The organism is Pseudoxanthomonas sp. CF125, from assembly GCF_900104085.1.
GTDB lineage: Bacteria > Pseudomonadota > Gammaproteobacteria > Xanthomonadales > Xanthomonadaceae > Pseudoxanthomonas_A.
Map to the genome: position 1 here is coordinate 828,497 of NZ_FNLD01000002.1, position 20,135 is coordinate 848,631.

Annotated in this window: 16 protein-coding genes; 13 read left to right on the forward strand and 3 right to left on the reverse strand. The window is 65.6% G+C overall.

Annotated elements, in window-relative coordinates:
- Nucleotides 1–3: 3 nt before the first annotated feature.
- The 4 genes from BLR66_RS13120 to BLR66_RS13135 all read left to right on the forward strand — a co-directional run bounded on the left by BLR66_RS13120 (nucleotide 4) and on the right by BLR66_RS13135 (nucleotide 8,667).
- A complete protein-coding gene (locus tag BLR66_RS13120; RefSeq protein WP_143014643.1) occupies nucleotides 4–6,285 on the forward strand; it encodes an Hpt domain-containing protein in 6,282 nt (2,093 codons plus the stop codon).
- Complete coding sequence (locus tag BLR66_RS13125) at nucleotides 6,272–7,561, forward strand: chemotaxis protein CheB (protein WP_255402560.1); 1,290 nt, start codon at nucleotides 6,272–6,274, stop codon at nucleotides 7,559–7,561. The genes BLR66_RS13120 and BLR66_RS13125 overlap by 14 nt, the downstream gene beginning before the upstream one ends.
- A 67-nt stretch (nucleotides 7,562–7,628) precedes the next feature.
- The gene (locus BLR66_RS13130) at nucleotides 7,629–8,099 is read left to right on the forward strand and encodes a chemotaxis protein CheW (RefSeq protein ID WP_093287339.1); all 471 of its coding nucleotides are present in this window, start codon (nucleotides 7,629–7,631) and stop codon (nucleotides 8,097–8,099) included.
- 265 nt (nucleotides 8,100–8,364) lie between these two features.
- A complete protein-coding gene (locus BLR66_RS13135; protein ID WP_176943867.1) occupies nucleotides 8,365–8,667 on the forward strand; it encodes an EF-hand domain-containing protein in 303 nt (100 codons plus the stop codon).
- Nucleotides 8,668–8,733: 66 nt separating this feature from the next.
- Here the strand turns inward: BLR66_RS13135 and BLR66_RS13140 are convergent, their stop codons facing one another.
- On the reverse strand, nucleotides 8,734–9,462 hold the full coding sequence (locus tag BLR66_RS13140; protein ID WP_093287345.1) for a 16S rRNA (uracil(1498)-N(3))-methyltransferase: 729 nt from the start codon (nucleotides 9,460–9,462) through the stop codon (nucleotides 8,734–8,736).
- Nucleotides 9,459–10,853, reverse strand: coding sequence for an adenosylmethionine--8-amino-7-oxononanoate transaminase (gene bioA / locus BLR66_RS13145; RefSeq protein WP_093287348.1), 1,395 nt, complete (start codon nucleotides 10,851–10,853; stop codon nucleotides 9,459–9,461). Before bioA ends, BLR66_RS13140 begins: the two co-directional genes overlap by 4 nt.
- A 29-nt stretch (nucleotides 10,854–10,882) precedes the next feature.
- Between bioA and nudE the strand changes: the two genes are divergently transcribed.
- The 4 genes from nudE to BLR66_RS13165 all read left to right on the forward strand — a co-directional run bounded on the left by nudE (nucleotide 10,883) and on the right by BLR66_RS13165 (nucleotide 14,007).
- Entirely contained in the window at nucleotides 10,883–11,437 is a 555-nt protein-coding gene (gene nudE, locus BLR66_RS13150; protein ID WP_093287353.1) for an ADP compounds hydrolase NudE, read from the forward strand.
- A complete protein-coding gene (cysQ, locus tag BLR66_RS13155; RefSeq protein ID WP_093287358.1) occupies nucleotides 11,434–12,231 on the forward strand; it encodes a 3'(2'),5'-bisphosphate nucleotidase CysQ in 798 nt (265 codons plus the stop codon). The genes nudE and cysQ overlap by 4 nt, the downstream gene beginning before the upstream one ends.
- A gap of 371 nt (nucleotides 12,232–12,602) precedes the next feature.
- Complete coding sequence (gene mazG, locus BLR66_RS13160; protein WP_093287361.1) at nucleotides 12,603–13,415, forward strand: nucleoside triphosphate pyrophosphohydrolase; 813 nt, start codon at nucleotides 12,603–12,605, stop codon at nucleotides 13,413–13,415.
- 289 nt (nucleotides 13,416–13,704) lie between these two features.
- Nucleotides 13,705–14,007 (forward strand): Mpo1-like protein, encoded by a 303-nt coding sequence (locus BLR66_RS13165; RefSeq protein ID WP_093287943.1) that lies wholly within the window; start codon nucleotides 13,705–13,707, stop codon nucleotides 14,005–14,007.
- Here the strand turns inward: BLR66_RS13165 and BLR66_RS13170 are convergent.
- Nucleotides 13,997–14,368 carry a DMT family protein gene (locus tag BLR66_RS13170; RefSeq protein ID WP_176943879.1) on the reverse strand — a complete coding sequence of 124 codons (372 nt, stop codon included), beginning with the start codon at nucleotides 14,366–14,368 and terminating at the stop codon, nucleotides 13,997–13,999. The two genes, BLR66_RS13165 and BLR66_RS13170, sit on opposite strands and share 11 nt — an antisense overlap.
- Nucleotides 14,369–14,473: 105 nt before the next feature.
- Between BLR66_RS13170 and BLR66_RS13175 the strand changes: the two genes are divergently transcribed.
- The 5 genes from BLR66_RS13175 to BLR66_RS13195 all read left to right on the forward strand — a co-directional run bounded on the left by BLR66_RS13175 (nucleotide 14,474) and on the right by BLR66_RS13195 (nucleotide 20,091).
- On the forward strand, nucleotides 14,474–15,175 hold the full coding sequence (locus BLR66_RS13175; protein ID WP_093287368.1) for a response regulator transcription factor: 702 nt from the start codon (nucleotides 14,474–14,476) through the stop codon (nucleotides 15,173–15,175).
- 44 nt (nucleotides 15,176–15,219) lie between these two features.
- The gene (locus BLR66_RS13180) at nucleotides 15,220–16,503 is read left to right on the forward strand and encodes a sensor histidine kinase (protein WP_093287373.1); all 1,284 of its coding nucleotides are present in this window, start codon (nucleotides 15,220–15,222) and stop codon (nucleotides 16,501–16,503) included.
- Between the two features lie 104 nt (nucleotides 16,504–16,607).
- Nucleotides 16,608–18,146 carry an efflux RND transporter periplasmic adaptor subunit gene (locus tag BLR66_RS13185; RefSeq protein ID WP_093287378.1) on the forward strand — a complete coding sequence of 513 codons (1,539 nt, stop codon included), beginning with the start codon at nucleotides 16,608–16,610 and terminating at the stop codon, nucleotides 18,144–18,146.
- A complete protein-coding gene (locus BLR66_RS13190) occupies nucleotides 18,143–18,859 on the forward strand; it encodes an ABC transporter ATP-binding protein (protein WP_093287383.1) in 717 nt (238 codons plus the stop codon). Before BLR66_RS13185 ends, BLR66_RS13190 begins: the two co-directional genes overlap by 4 nt.
- The gene (locus BLR66_RS13195) at nucleotides 18,856–20,091 is read left to right on the forward strand and encodes an ABC transporter permease (protein WP_093287388.1); all 1,236 of its coding nucleotides are present in this window, start codon (nucleotides 18,856–18,858) and stop codon (nucleotides 20,089–20,091) included. Before BLR66_RS13190 ends, BLR66_RS13195 begins: the two co-directional genes overlap by 4 nt.
- Nucleotides 20,092–20,135 lie beyond the last annotated feature (44 nt).

Sequence of the window (20,135 nt, forward strand, 5' to 3'; positions counted from 1 at the left end):
CCGATGAGTGCGCTGCGCGATGCCATGAGCCATGCGGTACTGGGTTGGGTGAAGCCCGAGCTGGACGAAACCCTGCGTCTGGCGCGGTCGGAAGTGGAGTTCTTCGCCGAAGATCCCGCCGACACCTCGCGCATGCATTTCTGCGCCGGCTATCTGCACCAGGTGCAAGGCACCTTGCGCATGGTCGAGCTGTACGCCCCGGCGATGGTGGCCGAAGAACTCGAACTGCTGGCGCGCGCGCTGCAGGAAAAAACCACGGTCGACCAGGACGAAGCCTGCGGCACGCTGATGCGCGGCACCGTGCTGCTTCCCGATTACCTGGAACGCCTGCAGGGCGGCCATCGCGATATCCCGATCGTATTGCTGCCGTTGCTCAACGACATCCGCGCCGCGCGCGGCGCGCCGGGCCTGAGCGAAAGCGTGCTGTTCGCGCCCGACCTGGAACAGCCGCTGCCGCAGGAGCTGCCGTTGCCGGAAGTGCTTTCCTGGCAGGCGCGCCAGACGCGCGTGGGCCAAGCGCAGGAGCAACTGGAGCAGGCGCTTTCGGCCTGGCCGGAAGACGGGGTGCCGGCCGATGCGGCAGCCTTGTCCAAGGCGGTCAGCCGTTTGCTGGAAAGCGTCGAACACATCGCCACCCGGCGCATGCTGTGGGTAGCCTCGGCGGTGTCCGAAGCCTTGCGCGACGGCGCGCTCGCTGCGACGCCCGCTCTGCGCCAGGCCTATACCGGCGTCAGCCGCGCGGTACGCGCATCGCAGGAAGGCGCGGCCAGCTCTACGCCCAGCAGCCAGGAACCCACCCGCCAGCTGTTGTATCTGATCGCCCAATCGCCGGCGCGGCATGCCGCGCTGGATCAGTTGCGCGAAGCGTTCGCGTTGGACGCCGAACTTCCCAGCGAAGAAGAACTCGACCACGCCCGCGGCAGCGTCAGCGGGCGCAACCGTGCGCTGTTGGATACCGTGGCCGGCGCGGTGAAGGAAGAACTGCTGCGCATCAAGGATGCGCTGGATCTGCACCTGCGCACCGGCGCCGAAGTCGGTGCGCTGCAAACGCAGGTCAGCGAACTGGGCAATGTCGCCGACACCCTGGGAATGGTGGGTCTGGGCGTGGCGCGCGGTGTAGTGGTGCAGCAGCGCGATGCGCTGCGCGAAATGGTGGATGGCCAGCGCGTGGCCGACGAAGGCGCGTTGCTGGATATCGCCGGCGCGCTGCTGTACGTGGACGCCTCGCTTGACGATCAGGTCTCCCGGTTGGGCGAGGCGGCCGTCGGCACGGCCGACACGAGCAGTTCCGAATCCCAGCGCACGGTCGAAGTGCTGGCGCAGGAAGCCATGCGCAACTTCTCCGCCGCGCGCGAAGGCTTCGTCGCCTTCATCGAAACCAACTGGAGCCATGCCGAGCTGGAGCAGGTACCGCGCCTGCTGTCCGAAGTCGCAGGCGCCTTGCGCATGCTGGAGTTGCCAGAGCCGGCCGATTACCTGCTGGGCGTGCGCCAGTACGTGGCGGTCGAACTGATCGGCAAGCGGCGCGTGCCCGGTGGTCAGCAACTCGACACCCTGGCCGACGCCATGGCCAGTCTCGAGTACTACCTCGAAGCCTTGCGCGAACGCCGCCCCAACCGCGACGAGATCCTGGATATCACCCGCAGCAGCCTGGAGAAATTGCGCTACTGGCCGGTGCCGGCCGAAGCGCCAATTGCGCAGGAAACGGTGGTCCTGGCGGAGACGGAGACGCCCGCCGTAATTATGGAAGAGGCCGAATCCGCTTCCTTCGACGCGCCGTTGGAAAGCGCCGCCGAAGCCGTCGAATTCGATCGCTCGGCCGTCGATGCCGCGGCCAACGATGAGGAAGGTGTCGACGCTCTTGCGCTGGATACCGCCGCGCTGGAAGCGTTGGAAGTGGAGGAAGCGCTGCAGGCGCTCGAATTGGAAGCCGCTTCGCTCGCCGAGGCCGAGGAAGAGCAGACGCTGGAGATCGAAACGACGCCGGTGCAGGCGGAGGCTGACCTCGCTGCGCCGACGGCCAGTGTGGCCGTGCACAACGAGCCGGCGATGGGCGGTTTCGAGACCGCCGCAAGCGATATCGACGACGACATCCGCGAAGTGTTCCTGGAAGAGTTCGACGAGGAAATCGTCAATCTCAAGCAGATGCTGCCGGCCTGGAGCGCGGCTCCGGGCGACATGGAGCGCTTGCGTTCCATCCGCCGCGTATTCCACACGCTCAAAGGCAGCGGCCGCCTGGTCGGCGCCAAGTTGCTGGGCGAGTTCAGCTGGAAGATCGAGAACATGCTCAACCGCGTGCTGGACGGCACGCGCGCGCCTTCGGCCGCGGTGATCGCGTTGCTGGAGCATTCCACGCAAGTGTTGCCGCAGCTCAATGCCGCCTTGCGCGGACAGGGGCGCGTCAGCGCGGACCTGATCGGTCTGCAAGACCTTAGCGACCGCGTCGCCGCGGGTGAAGAGGCGTTCTACAAGGCGCCCGTCGCAACCACCGATACGGTCGCCGTCGAGCAGGAACCGGAAAGCGAGGCCCCGGCCCAGTTCGAACCCGAAACCGAGGGCACGCCCGCCTCGGTGGATGGAGTCCTGCGCGAGATTCTGGAAACGGAAGTCGGCGCGCATCTGGAAACCGTCGATGGTTGGCTGGCGCGGGCGCACGCAGCGCCTGCCCATGCCGACGAATCGCTGCTGCGCGCGTTCCATACCATGAACGGCGCATTCGCCATGGCCGACGTGCCGGAGATCACCGAGGTCACCGGCGCCGCCGAGCAGTACGTGAAGCGCCTGTCTTCCGCCAGGGAAACCGCGTCCGCCGAAGGTGTGGCCGCATTGGCCGACAGCGCCTATGCGATCCGGCGCAGCATCGCCGCCTTGCAGGCGTCTTCGCCGCGCATCCCGGTGTTCGCAGCGCTTGCGGCGCAGCTGACCGGCCTGCGCGACAGCCTGCCGGAAGTCAGGTCCTCGGCGGTCATCGTCGATGACTCGTCGCAAGGCACTTATACCGAGGCCATGCCCAGCATCGCACCGCCGGTTTCGCCCAATGAAGTCGAACTCTCGGTGCACGACCTGTCCGCCTATCTCGGCCACGAAGTCGAAACCACGGCGCCGGCGACAAGCGACGGATCCACGCTGGAGATAAGCGAGGAGTTGACGTTCGACGACCAGCCGATCGTGCTGGAAACCGAAGAAGCGTCGCCCGGGCAGCAGGCGGTCACCTTCTACGACGTGGAACTGACTTACGTACGCGAACCGGTCGAGCGGCCGCTCGTGTCCGCCACCGAAGGCAGCGAAACCACGGAGCGCGCCGGGCAGGCGTTGCCCGAATTCGAGGAAGCCGCGGGGAGCGCGCAGGAAGAAGAGCCCGTGCTCGAGGAATCGGCGACGACCGAAGAGTTCGGTGCGACGGAAGACATTGCGGTTGAAGAGCTCGCTGCGGAGGAGCTTGCTGTCGAGGAGCCCGGCGTCGAGGAGCCCGTCACGGAAGAGCCTTCCATCGTCGAAGAAACCGCTCTTGATGAGCCTGCTCTTGTCCTCGAGGAGCCCATCCTCGAAGAGCCTGCCGTCGTAGAAGAGATCGCCGTCGAAGAGTCGGTCCTCGAAGAGCCCGCCATCGACGAAGTGGAATTCGAAGCGCCCGTCGAGGCGGTGCAGGCCGAAGAGACCTCAAACGGAACCGTGGAAGCCGAGGCGATCCAAGCCGATTCCGCACAATCCGATGTGGAAGCAATCGAAGTAGCGGAAACAATCATCGATACCGTCGAGCCCCCGAGCGACGTCGTGCCGGAGCAGCCGGCAGTGGAGACAGGGGTGCAGGAAATGGTGGATACCGTGACGGCAGGACCCGACGAACCCGTCGAAGCCGGCGATACGTTGCCGGCAGAGGATCTTGCGGAAGAACTGGAAACGGCGGCGCCCTCCGTTGCCGCAGCGCTCGCGGCAACGCCCGCGGCGCCCGACGACGCGTTGGATTTCACCGAGCTGGATCGGGATCTGGTGGATATCTTCGTCGAAGAAGGCAACGACCTGCTCGACCACTCCGACGGCTTGCTGGCCAAGCTGCGCGAAACCCCGGAAGACCGCTCGCTGGTCACTGGCTTGCAACGCGACCTGCACACCATCAAGGGCGGCGCGCGCATGGCGGGCATCAACGCCATCGGCGACCTGGGCCATGCGATCGAATCGCTGCTGGAACAGGTGGCCGCGCAGCGCATCGACCTGGATGGCGACAGCGTGCGCCTGCTCGAACGCGGCTTCGATGGTTTGCATGGCCTGGTGACCAAGGTCGGCGCGCATCGCAAGGCGCCGATGCCGACCGATCTCATAGCCGAGTTCGAACAACGCGCACGCCCGCAGGCAGCGGTTGCGGCCGATGCCTCCGACGAAGGCGGGATTCCCGCGCCTGCGGTCGTCCTGGCCCCGCTCTCCGCGCCCATCGACACCGCATTTGCGGGCGACGACGAGGCGATGCCTTACGCCGCGCAGGAACAGGTACGCGTCCGCGCCGACCTGCTCGACCGCCTGGTCAACCACGCCGGCGAAGTGGCGATCTACCGTTCGCGCCTGGAACAGCAGTTGGGCGCATTCCGCGGCGCCATGTCCGAACTGGACCGCACCAACATCCGTCTGCACGATCAGCTACGCCGTCTGGATCTGGAAACCGAAGCGCAGATCGTCGCGCGTTACCAGCGCGAGCAGGACAAGCGCGACCCGACCTTCGATCCGCTCGAGCTTGACCGCTTCTCCACCCTGCAGCAGCTCAGCCGCGGTCTGGCCGAATCGGCCGCCGACATCACCGGTCTGCAGGGTGTGCTCGACGACCTGGCCCGCCAGTACGACACCTTGCTGCAACAGCAGTCGCGTGTGAGTTCGGAACTGCAGGACGGCCTGATGCGCGCGCGCATGGTGCCGTTCGACGGTCTGGTCCCGCGTCTGCGCCGGGTATTGCGCCAGGCGGCCACCGATACCGGCAAGCAGGTCAAGCTGCACCTCGACGGCGCCCACGGCGAACTCGACCGCAACGTGCTGGAGCGCATGACCGCGCCGTTGGAGCACCTGCTGCGCAATGCGGTGGCCCACGGCCTGGAGTCGCCCAAGCAGCGCCGCAAGAAGAACAAGCCGGAGGAAGGCACGGTGCAGATCGCACTGCGCCGCGAAGGTGCGGAAATGGTGTTCCAGGTGTCCGACGACGGCGCCGGCATCGATCACGCCGCGATCCGTCGCCGCGCCGAACAGCGCGGCATGGTGCAATCCGACGCGCAACTGACCGATAGCGATCTGGAACGCCTGATCCTGGAGTCGGGTTTCAGCACTTCCGAAAGCATCAGCCAGCTCGCTGGCCGCGGCGTCGGCATGGACGTGGTCTACAGCGAAGTCCGCCAGCTCGGCGGCTCGCTGGAAATCGCCTCCGAATCCGATAAAGGCACCACCTTCACCTTGCGCCTGCCGCAGACCCTGGCGGTCACCCAGGCGGTATTCGTGCAGATCGGCGAGACCCAGTTCGCGGTGCCGGTCGCGGCCGTGGGCGGCGTGGGTCGGATTTCGCGCGATCGTTTCGAAACCGCCGGTGCGGTCTATGTCTACGGTGGCGAGGAATACGTGCTGCACGACCTGGGCGCATTGATCGGCCAACCGCCGGCGCGCGCCGAGGGCCAGCCGCAGGTGCCGTTGCTGCTGGTGCACGCCGGCGACCTGCGCGCTGCCGTGGCGGTGGACCAGGTGCTGGGCAACCGCGAAATCGTGGTCAAGCCGGTCGGTCCGCAGATCGCTTCGGTGCCCGGCATCTACGGCGCCACCATCACCGGCGACGGCCGCATCGTAGTGATCCTGGACGTCGCGCCGCTGGTGCGCCGCCACATCCTGCAGCCCAACCTGTTCGTCAGCGATACGCCTGCGCCGGAAGAACGCCGCGTGCCGCTGGTGATGGTGGTCGACGATTCGCTGACCATGCGCAAGGTCACCGGCCGCGTGCTGGAGCGCCACAACTTCGAAGTGGCGGTCGCCCGCGACGGCGTCGAAGCGCTGGAGCGCCTGGAAGAGCGCGTGCCGGACCTGATGCTGCTCGACATCGAAATGCCGCGCATGGACGGTTACGAACTGGCGACGGCGATGAAGGCCGACCCTCGCTTCAAGGACGTGCCCATCGTGATGATCACCTCGCGCACCGGCGACAAGCACCGCCAGCGCGCCATGGAGATCGGCGTGCAGCGTTACATGGGCAAGCCCTATCAAGAGCTCGATCTGATGCGCAACGTCTACGACCTGCTGGGAATCGCCCGTGTCCGCGAATGATTCCCTGCAAGGCGGCGCGGCGGCCGGAAGCTCCAGGCGCGTGGCCCTGCTGGCGCGTGCCGGCGCCGCGCGCGAACAGTTGCGCGCGGCGCTGCACGAAGCGGGCGCGGAGATTGTGCTGGAAGACGATCCCAACGCCATCGATGGACAAACCCTGGGCGACGCCGCTCCGGAAGTAGTGCTGGTGGCGTTGGAGTCGGCGATCGAAGACAGCCTGTCGCGTTTCGACGACGTGCTGCACGACCCGGCGGTGGCGGTGATCTTCGACGAAGCCGAATTGGCCGCGCGCCGCGAAGGTTGGGAAGCCAAACGCTGGGCACGGCATCTGTCCGCCAAATTGAACGGCCACGCCGACGTATTGCCGCCTGGCGGCGAAATCGACGACACCCGTCCGGAACCAGGCCTGCCGCGTACGCCGGCCCAGATCCACGCCGACGCCGTTATAGAACCGCATCTGCAGGAAGCCCAGGGCGTCGCCTTCGAATTGCCGCGTGGCGGACTGGAACTGGTGGAAACCGAGGAATCCGGTTCCAGCCAATCCTTCGATCCCGAAACCTGGAAGCCTGCCGCATTCCACGCACGCGACTTGCCCTTGCAAGACGGCTTCGAACAATCGCCGCCGCCAGCAGCGGTGGAGCCGCCGGTTTCCTCGCCGCCGCCGTTGCCATCCGCGGAGCCGGCGAAAACCGGTGGACTCGCGTTGGAGTTGGAATCGCTCCATGCCGTGCCCGCTTCGGCAGGAGCGGTCGTTCGCGGCGCGGCGCTGCTGTTCGCCGGTATCGGCGGTCCGGATGCCGTGCGCAAGGTGCTGGCCGATCTGCCGCCGGATCTGTCGCGGCCGGTGCTGGTGCAGTTGCGCCTGGACGGCGGCCGCTACGACAACCTGGTCAAGCAGATGGAACGCGTTTCCGCGCTGCCTGTGCTGCTGGCCAAGGCCGGCGAAATCGCGCACGGTGCGCATGTCTACGTGTTGCCCAACGACGTCGCGGTGAATGTGGTGGAAGGCGTGGTCCATTTCGGCGAAGGCGCGTTGCGGCCCGAGACGCTGATCGCTTCGCTACCCGCCGCCGAGAGCGCGGTGCTGCTGTTGAGTGGCAGCGATCCTGCGCAGGTAGAGGCGGCCCTGGCGCTGGCGGCGCAAGGCGGCCTGGCCGCGGGCCAGTCGCCGCAAGGTTGCTACGACCCCGCCGCTTCCAAGGCGCTGGCGGCCCGTGGCGGAAAGGTGGCCACCCCGGCCGAACTCGCGGTGCATGTTGCTTCGCACTGGCCCGACTGACCGGACGATTACAGGCAATACCGATAAAGGCAATACTGATAAAGGCAATACTGATAAAGGAAGACCGATGGCGAGTTCCAACGACGAAATACGCGGAGTACTGGTGCAGGTAGGCGAAGAACGCCTGTTGCTGCCGAACGCGACCGTGGCCGAAGTGCTGGCCCGGGTGCCGGTCGAATCCATCGCCGACGCTCCGGCATGGCTGCCGGGCCAGATCCTCTGGCATGGCTGGCAGGTGCCGCTGGTTTCCTTCCCGCGCCTGACCGGCCAGGGTCAGGAAAGCGTGGTGGCCAGCAGCAAGATCGTGGTGCTCAAATCGCTGAGCGGCGGCGAAGCCATGCCGTATTTCGCATTGTTGACGCAATCGTTCCCGCGCCTGATTTCCGTGCCGCGCGACGGTCTGCTGGCCGATGCGACCGAGGAACAGCTGCCGGCCGGTGTGCAGATGCGCGTGCTGCTGGGCGATGAAGCGGCGCTGCTGCCCGATCTGGCGAGCATCGAGGCCATGATCGGCGACGCGCTGGCGCAAGCCGCCTGAGTTCCTGATCAGCCGGGCGGGCGTCCGGCGAGCATGCGCGGCTCTTCCGCGCCTGCGTATTACCTGCCCTCCATCTCTGTTCGCGGCCTGAATCATGGCCATACCGCCGGTATCGGCGAATCTGCCGGATTGCCGTTGTTGCGGGCCGTTTCGCTGAACGGACGCTGCATGGCGGCGCCGGATTCACAGCCGGTTTCCAAGCGCGGCGCGAGCCTTCGCTCACCACTCAACGTGGAGACGAGCGATGAAGAAACCGATATCCGCCTTGATCCTTTCGCTGCCGATTCTGCTGATGGCGGGGCCAGCCTGGACGCAGGAATCGACGTTGCCCAATGCCAAACAATTGCAGACCGCGACCGGCCCGGTGACGGTGCGCTGGGGCCAACCTGCGCAATCGCCGAGTATCGAGAAGTACCGGGCGCAAATCGCCGCACTGGACAAGAACGGCGACGGCAAGTTAAGCCGCGACGAGCTACCTGCCGGTAACGAGCTGCAAGGCAAATTCAAACTGGTCGATCAGAATCACGATGGCGGCTTGAGCGCCGAAGAGCTTGCGAACTGGTTTTGAGCGGGCGGTCGCCACGCGGGGTGTACGTGATGATCAGGATTTCCGCGTCGGGGACGTAGCCCCGACCTACAGGTCGCCGAATCTGGATTGCAGCGCGGCGATGGCCGCAAGACCCGCGGTTTCGGTGCGCAGCACGCGCGGCCCCAGGCGCAGACCGGTATAGCCCGCCGCCCGCAAGGTTTCGCGGTCGCGCGGCGACCAGCCGCCTTCGGGGCCGATGGCCAGCGTGGCGGAGGAGGCGGACGCTGGCAGCGAGGCAAGCGTGTGTTCGCCCACCGGGTCGAGCGTCAGCTTCAATGCATCCACGCTCGCCCGGGCCGCATCGGCCAGAGTGGCGGGCGCGCCAAGCTGCGGGATGATCGCGCGGCCGCTTTGTTCGCAGGCCGACACGATGACGCTGCGCCAATGCGCCATGCGCTTCTCGGTACGTTCGGCATCCAGCTTCACTTCGGTGCGCTCTGCCAGCACCGGCGCGATAGCGGCCGCGCCCAGCTCGGTCGCCTTCTGCAGGATCAGGTCCATTTTCTCGCCACGCGCGATGCCTTGCAGCAGGGTGATGCGGAACGGGGATTCGTTCCCGACCGGACGCAGGCCGAGGATTTCGACGGTGACCTCGCGCTTGCCTGCAACCGCGATACGCGCGTCGCAGTCGTTGCCGTCGCCATTGAACAGCACACATCCGTCGCCCTCGCGCAGGCGCAGGACCCGCACAAGGTGGTTGGCGGCAGATTCCGGCAGCACGGTTCTGGAACCGACCGGCAACGGCATGTCCACATGGCAGCGGGTGACTCTCATGCGGTGGCCTCGTCGATGGCGATGCGGGTGACCGCGGCCAGCGATCGCAGCTGCTGGTCGTCCACGCAGTACGGGGGCATCCAGTACAGCACATCGCCGAGCGGGCGCAGGACCACGCCGTGCTCCAGCGCCGCGCGGTAGGCTTTCAAGCCGACCCGTTGTTGCGAGGGAAAGGGATTGCGCTTGTCGCCGTTGCGGGTGAGTTCGAAGGCCACGATCATTCCCGCCTGACGCACGTCGGCGACCTGCGCATGCGAGGCGAGCTCGGCCGCAAGCTCGCCCATCCTGGCGGCCGTGGCCCGGTTGCGGGCGAGCACGCCGTCGCTTTCGAAAATATCCAGGGTCGCCAGCGCCGCCGCGCAGGCCAGCGGGTTGCCGGTGTAGCTGTGCGAGTGCAGGAACGCGCGTTCGCGCGAATCGTCCAGGAACGCGTCGTAGATTTCCTGCGTGGCCAGCACCGCAGCCAGCGGCAGGAAGCCGCCGGTCAGGCCTTTGGACAGGCACATCAGGTCCGGCATCACGCCGCTTTCCTGGCTGGCGAACATCGGCCCGGTGCGGCCGAAGCCCACCGCGATCTCGTCGGCGATCAGGAACACGCCATGAGCGTCGCAAAGCTGGCGCACGCGCGCCAGATACGCGGGGTCGTGCATGCGCATGCCGCCCGCGCACTGCACGCGCGGTTCGACGATCATCGCGCAGATCTCGCCAGGGTGCAGGTCCAGCAGATCGGCCAGGGCGTCCGCCGCGCGCGCAGCGCGGGCGGCGGGCGACTCGCCTGGCTCGGCGAGATACGCGTCTGGGGAGGGCGCGAACAGGGCTTCGCTCAGCAACGGCGCGTAGACGCGTCGGTATAGCGGGATGTCGCCTACCGACAATGCACCGATAGTCTCGCCGTGGTAGCCGTTCTCCAGAGCGATGAACTTGGTGCGCCGGTGCTCGCCGCGATTGTGGAAATAGTGGAACGCCATTTTCAGGGCCACTTCCACGCCCGCCGAGCCATTGTCGGCGTAGAACACTTTGGCCAGCGGCTTGCGTCCGCCCTGCCGCGGTGCAAGTTCCAGCAGGCGTTCGGCCAGCCGCACCGCCGGCGCGTGCGAGAAGCCGGCCAGCATCACCTGTTCCAGCGTCTGTGCCTGGCGCGAGATCGCGTTCGCGATGCGCGGTTCGCTGTGGCCGAACAAATTGGTCCACCAGCTGCTCACCGCATCCAGGTACCGGCGCCCGTCGTAACCCACCAGCCAGGCGCCTTCGCCGCGTTCTATCGGCACCAGCGGCAAGGTGTCCGGGTGCTCGCGCATTTGCGTACAGGGGTGCCACAACACCGACAAATCACGCGAACGCCAGTCGTCGGCCTCTGTTAGCATTTGTGTTCCATGATCTTTTTCCTGCATCCGCACATCATACGCACCGGGATTGGCCGATGAACCGCCGCCTGCCTGTCATCCACTCCATCACCGAGCGTACCGAAGGCCCCTCCGACCGCACGGTGGAAGTGCTGGATCTGGAATTCAGCAACGGCGAGCGCCGGCACTTCCACCGGCAGAAGCCGCACGGCCATGGCGCCGTGGTGGTGGTGCCGATGCTGGACGATGACACTGTACTGCTGGTGCGCGAATACGCCGCGGGCGTGCACCGCTACGAGCTGGGCCTGGTCAAAGGCCGGATCGATGCCGGGGAAACCCCGGCACAGGCCGCCGATCGCGAATTGAAGGAAGAAGCCGGCTACGGTTCGCGCCGCATCGACGTGCTGCGGGCCATGAGCCTAGCCCCCACTTACATGAGCCACCAGTCGTGGCTGGTGCTGGCGCGCGATCTCTACCCCGAGCGCCTGCCGGGCGACGAGCCGGAGGAGCTGGAAGTGGTGCCGTGGAAACTCGATGCGCTGGACGAATTGATGCTGCGCGAGGATTTTTCCGAAGGACGCTCGCTGGCGGCCTTGTTCATAGCGCGCGAATGGCTGAGGAATCCATCATGAGTTCTCCGGTAACCACCGACCTGCAGGAAGCGGTGATCGTGATCGCGCGCGAAGCGGGTGCGGCGATCATGCAGGTCTATGCAAAGGCGTTCGAGGTCGAACGCAAATCCGACGCCAGCCCGTTGACCGCCGCCGACATGGCCGCCCACCACGCCATCGTCGATGGCCTGCAAAGGCTGACCCCCGATTGGCCGGTCCTGTCCGAGGAAGCAGCGGATATCCCCTGGGAAACGCGCCGGCACTGGACGCGCTACTGGCTGGTCGACCCGCTGGACGGCACTCGCGAGTTCGTCAAACGCAACGGCGAGTTCACCGTGAACATCGCACTGATAGACGGCGGCGTGGCGGTGTTCGGGGTGGTCCTGGCTCCGGTCGGCGGCGCTTTGTGGCACGGCGCGCTCGGCCAGCAGGCCTATCGGCGCGACGGCGAAGTCGATGTGGAGTTGCGGACGCGCGCGCCGGCGACCGGAACGCTGCGGGTCGCCGCCAGCCGTTCGCATCGCGATCCGCGCACCGATGCGCTGTTGGCCCGTATCGGCGATGCCGAGACCATCGGCCTGGGTTCTTCGCTGAAATTCTGCCGCATCGCCGAGGGCAGCCTGGATGTGTATCCGCGTTTCGGGCCGACCTCGGAATGGGATACGGCTGCGGCGCAATGCGTGCTGGAAGCGGCGGGCGGGGCGGTCATCGCGCCGGATGGCAGGGCGTTTCGCTACAACCAGCGTCCGACTTTGCTCAATGGCGATTTCCTGGCATTGGGCGATCCGGAGTTGCCTTGGAAGTCTTGGCTCTAGGCTTTTGCTTTTTCTATTTAGACCCGTGAGACGCGGCAAGCGGGGCAGGTAAACCCCGCAGGGGCGGCGCACAAGGATGTGCGCCGTTTTTGGAGCAGCAGGATGCTGCTTCCAAAAATTCCTGTTCCGCTTGCGGACCCGGCGGCTTCATCGCCGGGCGCGACGTTAGGGCGGCTTTCTTTTGGTTACTTTTCTTTGCCGTTCAAAGAAAAGTGACTCGCGCGTAGCGCGAAACGCTTTTGCTTCAGATTTAAGAAAGCAAAGGCAAGATCAAGATGGATCCCAGCGTTCGCTGGGATGACATCATGGATTGTTGACCTTTTCTGCCTTCGTTAACAGCCTTCCAGAAACTATCCGAACAATTGCCCTCGATGAATGCGCCAGACATCAACGACCTCCTCACCATCATGGCTCGCTTGCGCGACCGCGAAAACGGCTGCCCCTGGGACATAGAGCAGGACTTCGCCAGCATCGCGCCCTACACCATCGAAGAGGCCTACGAGGTCGCCGATGCGATCGACCGCAACGACCTAGCCGACCTCAAGGACGAACTGGGCGACCTGCTGCTGCAGGTGGTGTTCCATGCACAGATGGCGAAAGAGCAGGGCGCATTCGCGTTCGAGGATGTGGTCGCTGCGATCTGCGACAAGATGACGCGCAGGCACCCGCACGTCTTCGCGGACGCCAGTGTCGAGGACGCCGAAGCGCAGACCCGTGAGTGGGAAGCGCAGAAACGCCGCGAACGCGAGGCGGCGGGCGATGCGGATACCTCTGCGCTCGCAGGGGTATCGCGCGGCATGCCGGAATGGCAGCGTGCGGTCAAATTGCAATCGCGTGCCGCGCGCGTGGGTTTCGACTGGCCCGGCCCGGATCCGGTGATCGCCAAACTGCACGAAGAAATAGAGGAGGTGCGTGCGGAGTTCGCGCGCGGCGATGCGCAGGCCAACCACGAACGGCTCCAGGACGAGATCGGCGATGTCCTGTTCGTCTGCGCCAACCTTGCGCGGCATGCCAAGGTCGATGTGGGCGCCGCACTTCGGCATGCCAACCTCAAGTTCGAGCGGCGTTTCCGATCGATGGAGTCCCTGGCGGCCGACGACAGCGTCCATCTGTCCCGGTTGCCCCTGGACCAGCAGGAGGCCTATTGGAATCGCGCCAAGACCATAGAGCATAAGCAGGAATGACATGGAAAGGCCGGGGCAAATAATCCGTTCGTGGTGAGCCTGTCGAACCACGCTCTGTGCGATCTGTTTCATTGCACGATGACTTGGTTTTCCCCGCGAAAGGCGTGGTTCGACAGGCTCACCACGAACGGGCTTTTTGTCTCCGGATGCTCACCAGTCCGCGGCCTCGTGGAGGTGCCCGACAAGTCGGCTACGCCTTCGAGGTTCATTGCCGACCGCCGATGAGGTGTTGTACTCGCCGGCCGGCGCCCGCATCATCCGCTGGTGCCAACCGCCTCCGGTGCAAGCCATGAACCGTTTCGCCAGCTTCCGCGAGTTCTACCCGTTCTACCTGGAAGAGCACCGCAACCGCATCTCGCGCCGGCTGCATTTCATCGGCAGCTGGGGGGTATTGGTATTGCTGGCGACGGCGATGTTCACCGGCAATCCCTGGTGGGCATTGGGCGCACTGTTCTGCGGCTATGGATTCGCCTGGGTCGGGCACTTCTTCTTCGAGAAGAACCGGCCGGCCACCTTCAAGCACCCGTTCTATTCGTTCGCCGGCGACTGGGTGATGTTCAAGGACATCCTGACCGGCAAGATCAGGCTGTAGCGGCGGCGGGTTCGTAGAACATCAAAAAGGCCGCGCCCACGATCAGCGCGAACGCCGCGTAGTGGTTCCATTTCAGCGGCTGGCCCAGGTACCAGGCCGAAAATCCCGCGAAAACCACCAGGGTCAGGATTTCCTGGATGGTCTTCAGCTGCACCACGGTGTAAACGCTGCTGCCCAGCCGATTGGCCGGCACCATCAGCGTGTATTCGAAGAACGCGATGCCCCAACTGGCCAGGATGGCCACGATCAGGGGCGAGCTCTTGTACTTCAAGTGCCCGTACCAGGCGAAGGTCATGAAGATATTCGAGCCGAGCAGCAACAGCAGGGGCAGGAGGCGTGCGGTCATGGGGGCCGGATGGATGAGAGGAGTGACTAGCCTACCTGCTTGTCGTGGCGGCCCCGCCTTCACATGGCGTCAACTTGCGAGCGGGTAGCTTCACAAACCTGAAGCGATAAAGGAGACGGCATGCGTCATACACAGGAAACGGCCGGGCTTGTGCTGGTGGTGGAAGACAACCGCAACATCTCGGAGATGATCGGGGAATATCTGGAGGGCCGGGGTTTCGAGGTGGATTACGCCACCGACGGCCTGGACGGCTACCGGCTTGCGGTCGAAAACAGTTACGACGTGCTGGTGCTGGACCTGATGCTGCCGCGCATGGACGGCATGGAAGTTTGCCGCCGGCTGCGTAACGAGGCGCGCAAATCCACCCCTGTATTGATGTTGACCGCCCGTGACACGCTGGACGACAAATTGACCGGGCTCGGTTCCGGTGCGGACGACTACCTCACCAAGCCCTTCGCCATCCAGGAACTGGAAGCGCGGCTGCGCGCGCTGATCCGGCGCGAGCGCCGCCAGGTGGGCGCCGAAGTATTGAAGGTTGCGGACCTGGTGCTTGACCCGGTGAGTATGCGGGCCACGCGCGGAGGTTCGGAACTGATGTTGTCGCCCATAGGTTTGCGCCTGCTGACCATCCTGATGCGCGAATCGCCGCGCGTGGTCACCCGGCAGGAGATCGAACGTGAGATCTGGGGCAACGGCCTGCCCGATTCGGATACGCTGCGCAGCCACCTGTACAACCTGCGCAAGGTGATCGACAAACCCTTCGACAAGCCGCTGCTGCATACCGTGCAGAGCGCGGGCTATCGCATCGCAGATATCGCCTGACTGCGGCTGTGATCGCAGCCGCCCGCAAAGGTACGGAAAGAAAAATGCCGCAGGGGCTGCCACGTAAAATCCGGATCGCCTTCATCGTGCAGGTGGCGCTGGCCAGCCTGGCGATCGTGTTGGGCGTTTTTCTGGTTTCCGTGGTGATCAAGCAGAGCCTGATCAACGCGGCCCTGCAGGAAGAGGCCGCGCATTTCTGGGACCTCTACGGCGCCTCCGAGGCCCAACCGCCGCCCAATACCTACAACATGCGCGGCTATCTGGTGCTGCGCGGGCGTTCCAATCTGCTGCTTCCGGAAAACCTGCGCGCGCTCAAGCCCGGCTTCCACGAACTAAAGGACGACGACCTGCTGGTGCTGGTCGATGAGAAACCCGAAGGCCGTCTGTACCTGGTATTCCTGCGCTCGCAAGCCACGCGCCTGGCGTTCTATTTCGGCACGCTGCCTATCATCCTGACCCTGGTCACCATCTATTTCGTTTCCTGGCTGACCTACCGCGCCTCCAAGCGCCTGATTTCCCCGGTCACCTGGCTGGCCCGGCAGGTCACGCAATGGGATCCGCGCCATCCGGACGTCAGCAAGCTGGCCCCCGACAAGCTGCCGCCCGACGTGCAGGGCGAGGCCCGCCAGCTCGCATCGGCGCTGCACGGGCTCGCCCATCGCGTATCCGCGCACGTGGCGCGCGAGCGCGACTTCACCCGCGATGCCAGCCACGAACTGCGCACTCCCCTGACCGTGATCCGGGTGGCCAGCGACATGGCCATGGCCGAAGAATCCTCTCCGCGGGTGGCGCGCTCCCTGCAACGCATACAGCGCGCCGGGCGCGACATGGAGGCGGTGATCGACGCCTTCCTGATCCTGGCGCGCGAGAACGAGGTGGAGCCGCAGAGCGAAGATTTCGAATTGGCCGACATCCTGCTGGACGAAGCGGACAATGCGCGCGCGCTGCTGATCGGCAAGCATGTGGATCTGGAAGTGACCTGCAACGCCAAGCCGCGCCTGCACGCGCCGCCGCGGGTCATGCAGGTGGTCATCAGCAACCTGCTGCGCAATGCGTGCAGCTATACCGACCGGGGACGCATCGACGTGATCCTGGAGCAGGACCGGGTCATCGTCCGCGACACCGGCATCGGCATGAGCGGGGATTCGATGGCGCGCGCCTTCGAGCCGTTCTACCGGGCCGATCCCTCGCGTCCGCAGGGAACGGGCCTGGGGCTGTCGATCGTACAGCGCCTGTGCGATCGCTTCGGCTGGAAGATCGAGCTGGAAAGCACGATGGGCGCTGGCACCACCGCCACCATCCGTTTTCGCGACTTGAGCCTGGGATGAACGCGGCGCGACCCGGGAACTGAGGCCACGCCCATGCTGTCAACGATGACCGCAGCCGTGCGTTAATTGCCCGAACTCCCACTTTCCCAGGTCCCGACTTCCGCATGAGCCAGACGCGACGCAGCGCCCCGAACTCCCGCAAGCTGGCTTCAAGGATCGCGCTCGCCGCAGGTGCGCTCATTCTGCTCGCGACGGGCTTGTGGTACTGGGACAACCGCGAAACCAAAGCGGCCGAGGGCGCGTACCGGACCACGCCGGTCGAACGCGGCGACATCCGCGTCGCGATCTCGGCGACGGGCACCTTGAGCGCCATTTCCACGGTCACCGTAGGCAGCCAGATTTCCGGCCAGGTCACCGATGTGCTGGTCGACTTCAATAGCCAGGTGAAAAAGGGAGATGTGCTGGCCCGCATCGACCCCAGCACCTACGAGGCGCAGATCGAACAGGGCACGGCGCAGATCGCCAGCGCCAGCGCTTCCCTGGCGCAGGCGCGGGCGACGCTTCGCAACGCCGAACTGGATTACCAGCGCAAGGCGGACCTGGGCAAGCAGAAGCTGGTCGCCCAGAGCGATGTCGATCTGGCCCGGTCGGCGCTGGACCAGGCGCGCGCGCAGGTCAATTCCTCGCAGGCGCAGATCCGTCAGCAGACCGCTTCCACCCAGACCACGCGGGTCAACCTGCAACGCACGGTGATCACTTCGCCGGTGGACGGCGTGGTGCTGACCCGCACCATCGAGCCGGGGCAGACGGTGGCCGCCAACTTCTCGGCGCCGGAGCTGTTCACCATCGCCGAGGATCTGAGCAAGATGAAGATCGAGCTGGCCGTGGACGAATCGGACATTGGCCAGGTCAAAGTGGGGCAGGTGGTTTCCTTCACCGCCGATGCGTTCGCCGACCGCCAGTTCAAAGGCAAGGTGGAGCAGGTGCGGTTGGCGGCCACCACCACGAACAATGTGGTGACTTATCCAGTGGTGGTCACCGTCGACAACAGCGACGGTACGCTGCTGCCTGGCCTGACCGTCAACGCGGAGATCGAAGTCAGCAAGCGCGACAAAGTGCTGAAGGTCTCCAATGCGGCGCTGCGCTACAAGCCGACGGCGAACGGTACCGGCGCGGCTCAACCGCCGGCGCAGGGCCCGCAGCGCGCCGGCGGCAGCGGCATCACCGACGATCTGGCGCGTACGGTCGCCGAGCTCAAGGTCAACCCGCAGCAGCAGGCCGCATTCGACGCGGCAGTGGCGGCGGTCCGCGAACGCCAGGCCGCGCGTCAGGCGCAGGTGGCGCAGGGCGGCAACAGCATGTTCGGCGGCGGCCGTGGCGGTCCGCAAGGCATGGTCGTGATCGGCAGCGGTAGCGGCGCGGGCGCCATGCAGGCGCAAATGCGTCAGCGCATGGCCGAGCGCTTCCAGCAGGACTTCGCTGCGTTTCGTGCCGGTCTGGACGATGCGCAGAAGCAGCGATGGGATGCCGCGCTGGGCGCGTTGCTCAATGCCAAGCGCGCCTCGATCTACCGGCTGGTCGATGGCAAGCCCGAGACGCTGATGGTGCGCATCGGCGCCAGCGACGGCACTGCCACCGAGGTCTCCGGCGGCGGTTTGAAGGAAGGCGACCAGATCATCACCGGCGAGCGCGCCAAGGAATGAGCGCGCCATCCTCTGCAAAGGCCGCCGACACGCCGGTCATCCTGACCCGCGCGCTTTCCAAGATCTATTCGCCCGGCACCGAGGCCGAGGTCGCCGCCCTGCAGGGCGTGGACCTGCGCATCGGGCGCGGTGATTTCGTGGCCATCATGGGGCCGTCGGGCTCGGGCAAATCCACTCTGATGAATCTGATCGGCTGCCTGGATACGCCTACTTCCGGAACCTACGAATGCGATGGCGTGGACGTGTCCACGCTGGATGCCGAAGAGTTGGCGGAGCTGCGCCGCGACAAGATCGGCTTCGTGTTCCAGGGTTTCAACCTGTTGCCGCGGATGAGCGCGCTGGAGAACGTCGCCATGCCGCTAGGCTATGCACAGGTGAAGCCGGCAGAGCGCACGCGGCGCGCGCAGGAGGCTTTGGCGTCGGTGGGATTGGGCGAGCGTTCGTCGCACCGTCCCAGTGAACTTTCCGGCGGCCAGCAACAGCGCGTGGCCATCGCGCGCGCGCTGATCAACCGTCCGCCGATCCTGCTGGCCGACGAACCCACCGGCGCGCTGGACAGCAAGACCGGTGAGGAGATCCTGGCCCTGTTCAAGCAACTGCGCGACGACGACCACACGGTGGTGCTGATCACCCACGACGCCGAAGTGGCCGCGCATGCGGACCGTACTTTCGTGATGCGCGACGGCGAGCTTCACGCGGAGGGTACGGCATGAATTTCACCGATATCCTGCGCACCGCCATCCACGCCCTGCGCGGTAACTGGATGCGCAGCGCGCTGACTTCGCTGGGCGTGATCATCGGCATCGCGGCGGTGATCGTGATGGTGTCGGTGGGGCAGGGCACGCAGGCCGAGATCGACAAGATGGTGTCCGGGCTGGGTTCGCAACGCCTGGACATTTCGCCGGGTGCGGGCCGCGGCGGCGGCGGCGCGCGCATGAGCGCCAGCAGCTTCTTCACCCTGAACGAAGGCGATGCCGAGGCGATCCGCAGCGAAATTCCGGAAGTGCAGTACGTGGCCGGCGCGCTGCGCGGCAACACCCAGGTGGTGTACGCCGAAAACAACGCTTCCACCAGCTGGCAGGGCGTGCAGAGCGATTTCTTCGATATCAACGGTTGGACCATCGCCAACGGCGAGGGCTTCGATGCGCAGGATTACACCAGCGCCGGCAAAGTGGTGATCCTGGGCGAAACCGTGCGGCGTACGCTGTTCGGCGACGATCCGGGCGTCGGCCAGACCATCCGCCTGGGACGGGTGCCGTTCACCGTGGTCGGCACGCTCAAGCCGAAAGGACAGGGCGGCTTCGGCCAGGACCAGGACGACGTGGTCATGGTTCCGCTGGAAACCGGACGCCGCCGGCTGATGGGCGCCATGGGCCTGCCGTCGGGCGCGGTGATGCAGATCGCTTTGACCGTGGCCGATGCCAAGGACCTGACATACGCGCAGGGCGAGGTGGAAGCGCTGCTGCGCCAGCGGCACAAGATAGCGCCTGGCGAGGACGACGATTTCAACGTGCGCAACATCTCCGAGATCGTCGCCACGCGCACCGCCACCACCAACCTGATGTCGAAACTGCTGGGCGCGGTGGCCACCATCTGCCTGATCATCGGCGGCATCGGCATCATGAACATCATGCTGGTGTCGGTAACCGAACGCATCCGCGAAATCGGCCTGCGCATGGCGGTGGGCGCGGGACCTTCGGACGTGCGCCGGCAGTTCCTGGCCGAAGCCATGCTGATCTCGCTGATCGGCGGGGTGATCGGGATCGTGATCGGCGTGGTGGGCGCGCTGCTGGTGGGCAAGTTCAGCGAACTGCCCATCGTGCTCAACGGACAGGTGGTGGCGCTGGCGGCGGCGTTCTCCATCGCCACCGGCCTGTTCTTCGGCTATTACCCGGCCAGAAAGGCCTCGCAACTCGATCCCATAGAAGCCCTACGCCAACAGTAAGGCATGTTGTAGGAGCTGCGTAAGCTGCGACCGGAAAGAGTGAA

Coding starts and splice junctions, on each gene's coding strand:
- cysQ (WP_093287358.1), top strand. CDS start 11,434: ATGAGTTCTCCGGTAACCACCGACCTGCAGGAAGCGGTGATCGTGATC.
- BLR66_RS13180 (WP_093287373.1), top strand. CDS start 15,220: ATGCCGCAGGGGCTGCCACGTAAAATCCGGATCGCCTTCATCGTGCAG.
- BLR66_RS13190 (WP_093287383.1), top strand. CDS start 18,143: ATGAGCGCGCCATCCTCTGCAAAGGCCGCCGACACGCCGGTCATCCTG.
- BLR66_RS13165 (WP_093287943.1), top strand. CDS start 13,705: ATGAACCGTTTCGCCAGCTTCCGCGAGTTCTACCCGTTCTACCTGGAA.
- BLR66_RS13140 (WP_093287345.1), bottom strand. CDS start 9,462: ATGAGAGTCACCCGCTGCCATGTGGACATGCCGTTGCCGGTCGGTTCC.
- BLR66_RS13120 (WP_143014643.1), top strand. CDS start 4: ATGAGTGCGCTGCGCGATGCCATGAGCCATGCGGTACTGGGTTGGGTG.
- BLR66_RS13175 (WP_093287368.1), top strand. CDS start 14,474: ATGCGTCATACACAGGAAACGGCCGGGCTTGTGCTGGTGGTGGAAGAC.
- nudE (WP_093287353.1), top strand. CDS start 10,883: ATGAACCGCCGCCTGCCTGTCATCCACTCCATCACCGAGCGTACCGAA.
- BLR66_RS13185 (WP_093287378.1), top strand. CDS start 16,608: ATGAGCCAGACGCGACGCAGCGCCCCGAACTCCCGCAAGCTGGCTTCA.
- bioA (WP_093287348.1), bottom strand. CDS start 10,853: ATGCAGGAAAAAGATCATGGAACACAAATGCTAACAGAGGCCGACGAC.
- mazG (WP_093287361.1), top strand. CDS start 12,603: ATGAATGCGCCAGACATCAACGACCTCCTCACCATCATGGCTCGCTTG.
- BLR66_RS13195 (WP_093287388.1), top strand. CDS start 18,856: ATGAATTTCACCGATATCCTGCGCACCGCCATCCACGCCCTGCGCGGT.
- BLR66_RS13130 (WP_093287339.1), top strand. CDS start 7,629: ATGGCGAGTTCCAACGACGAAATACGCGGAGTACTGGTGCAGGTAGGC.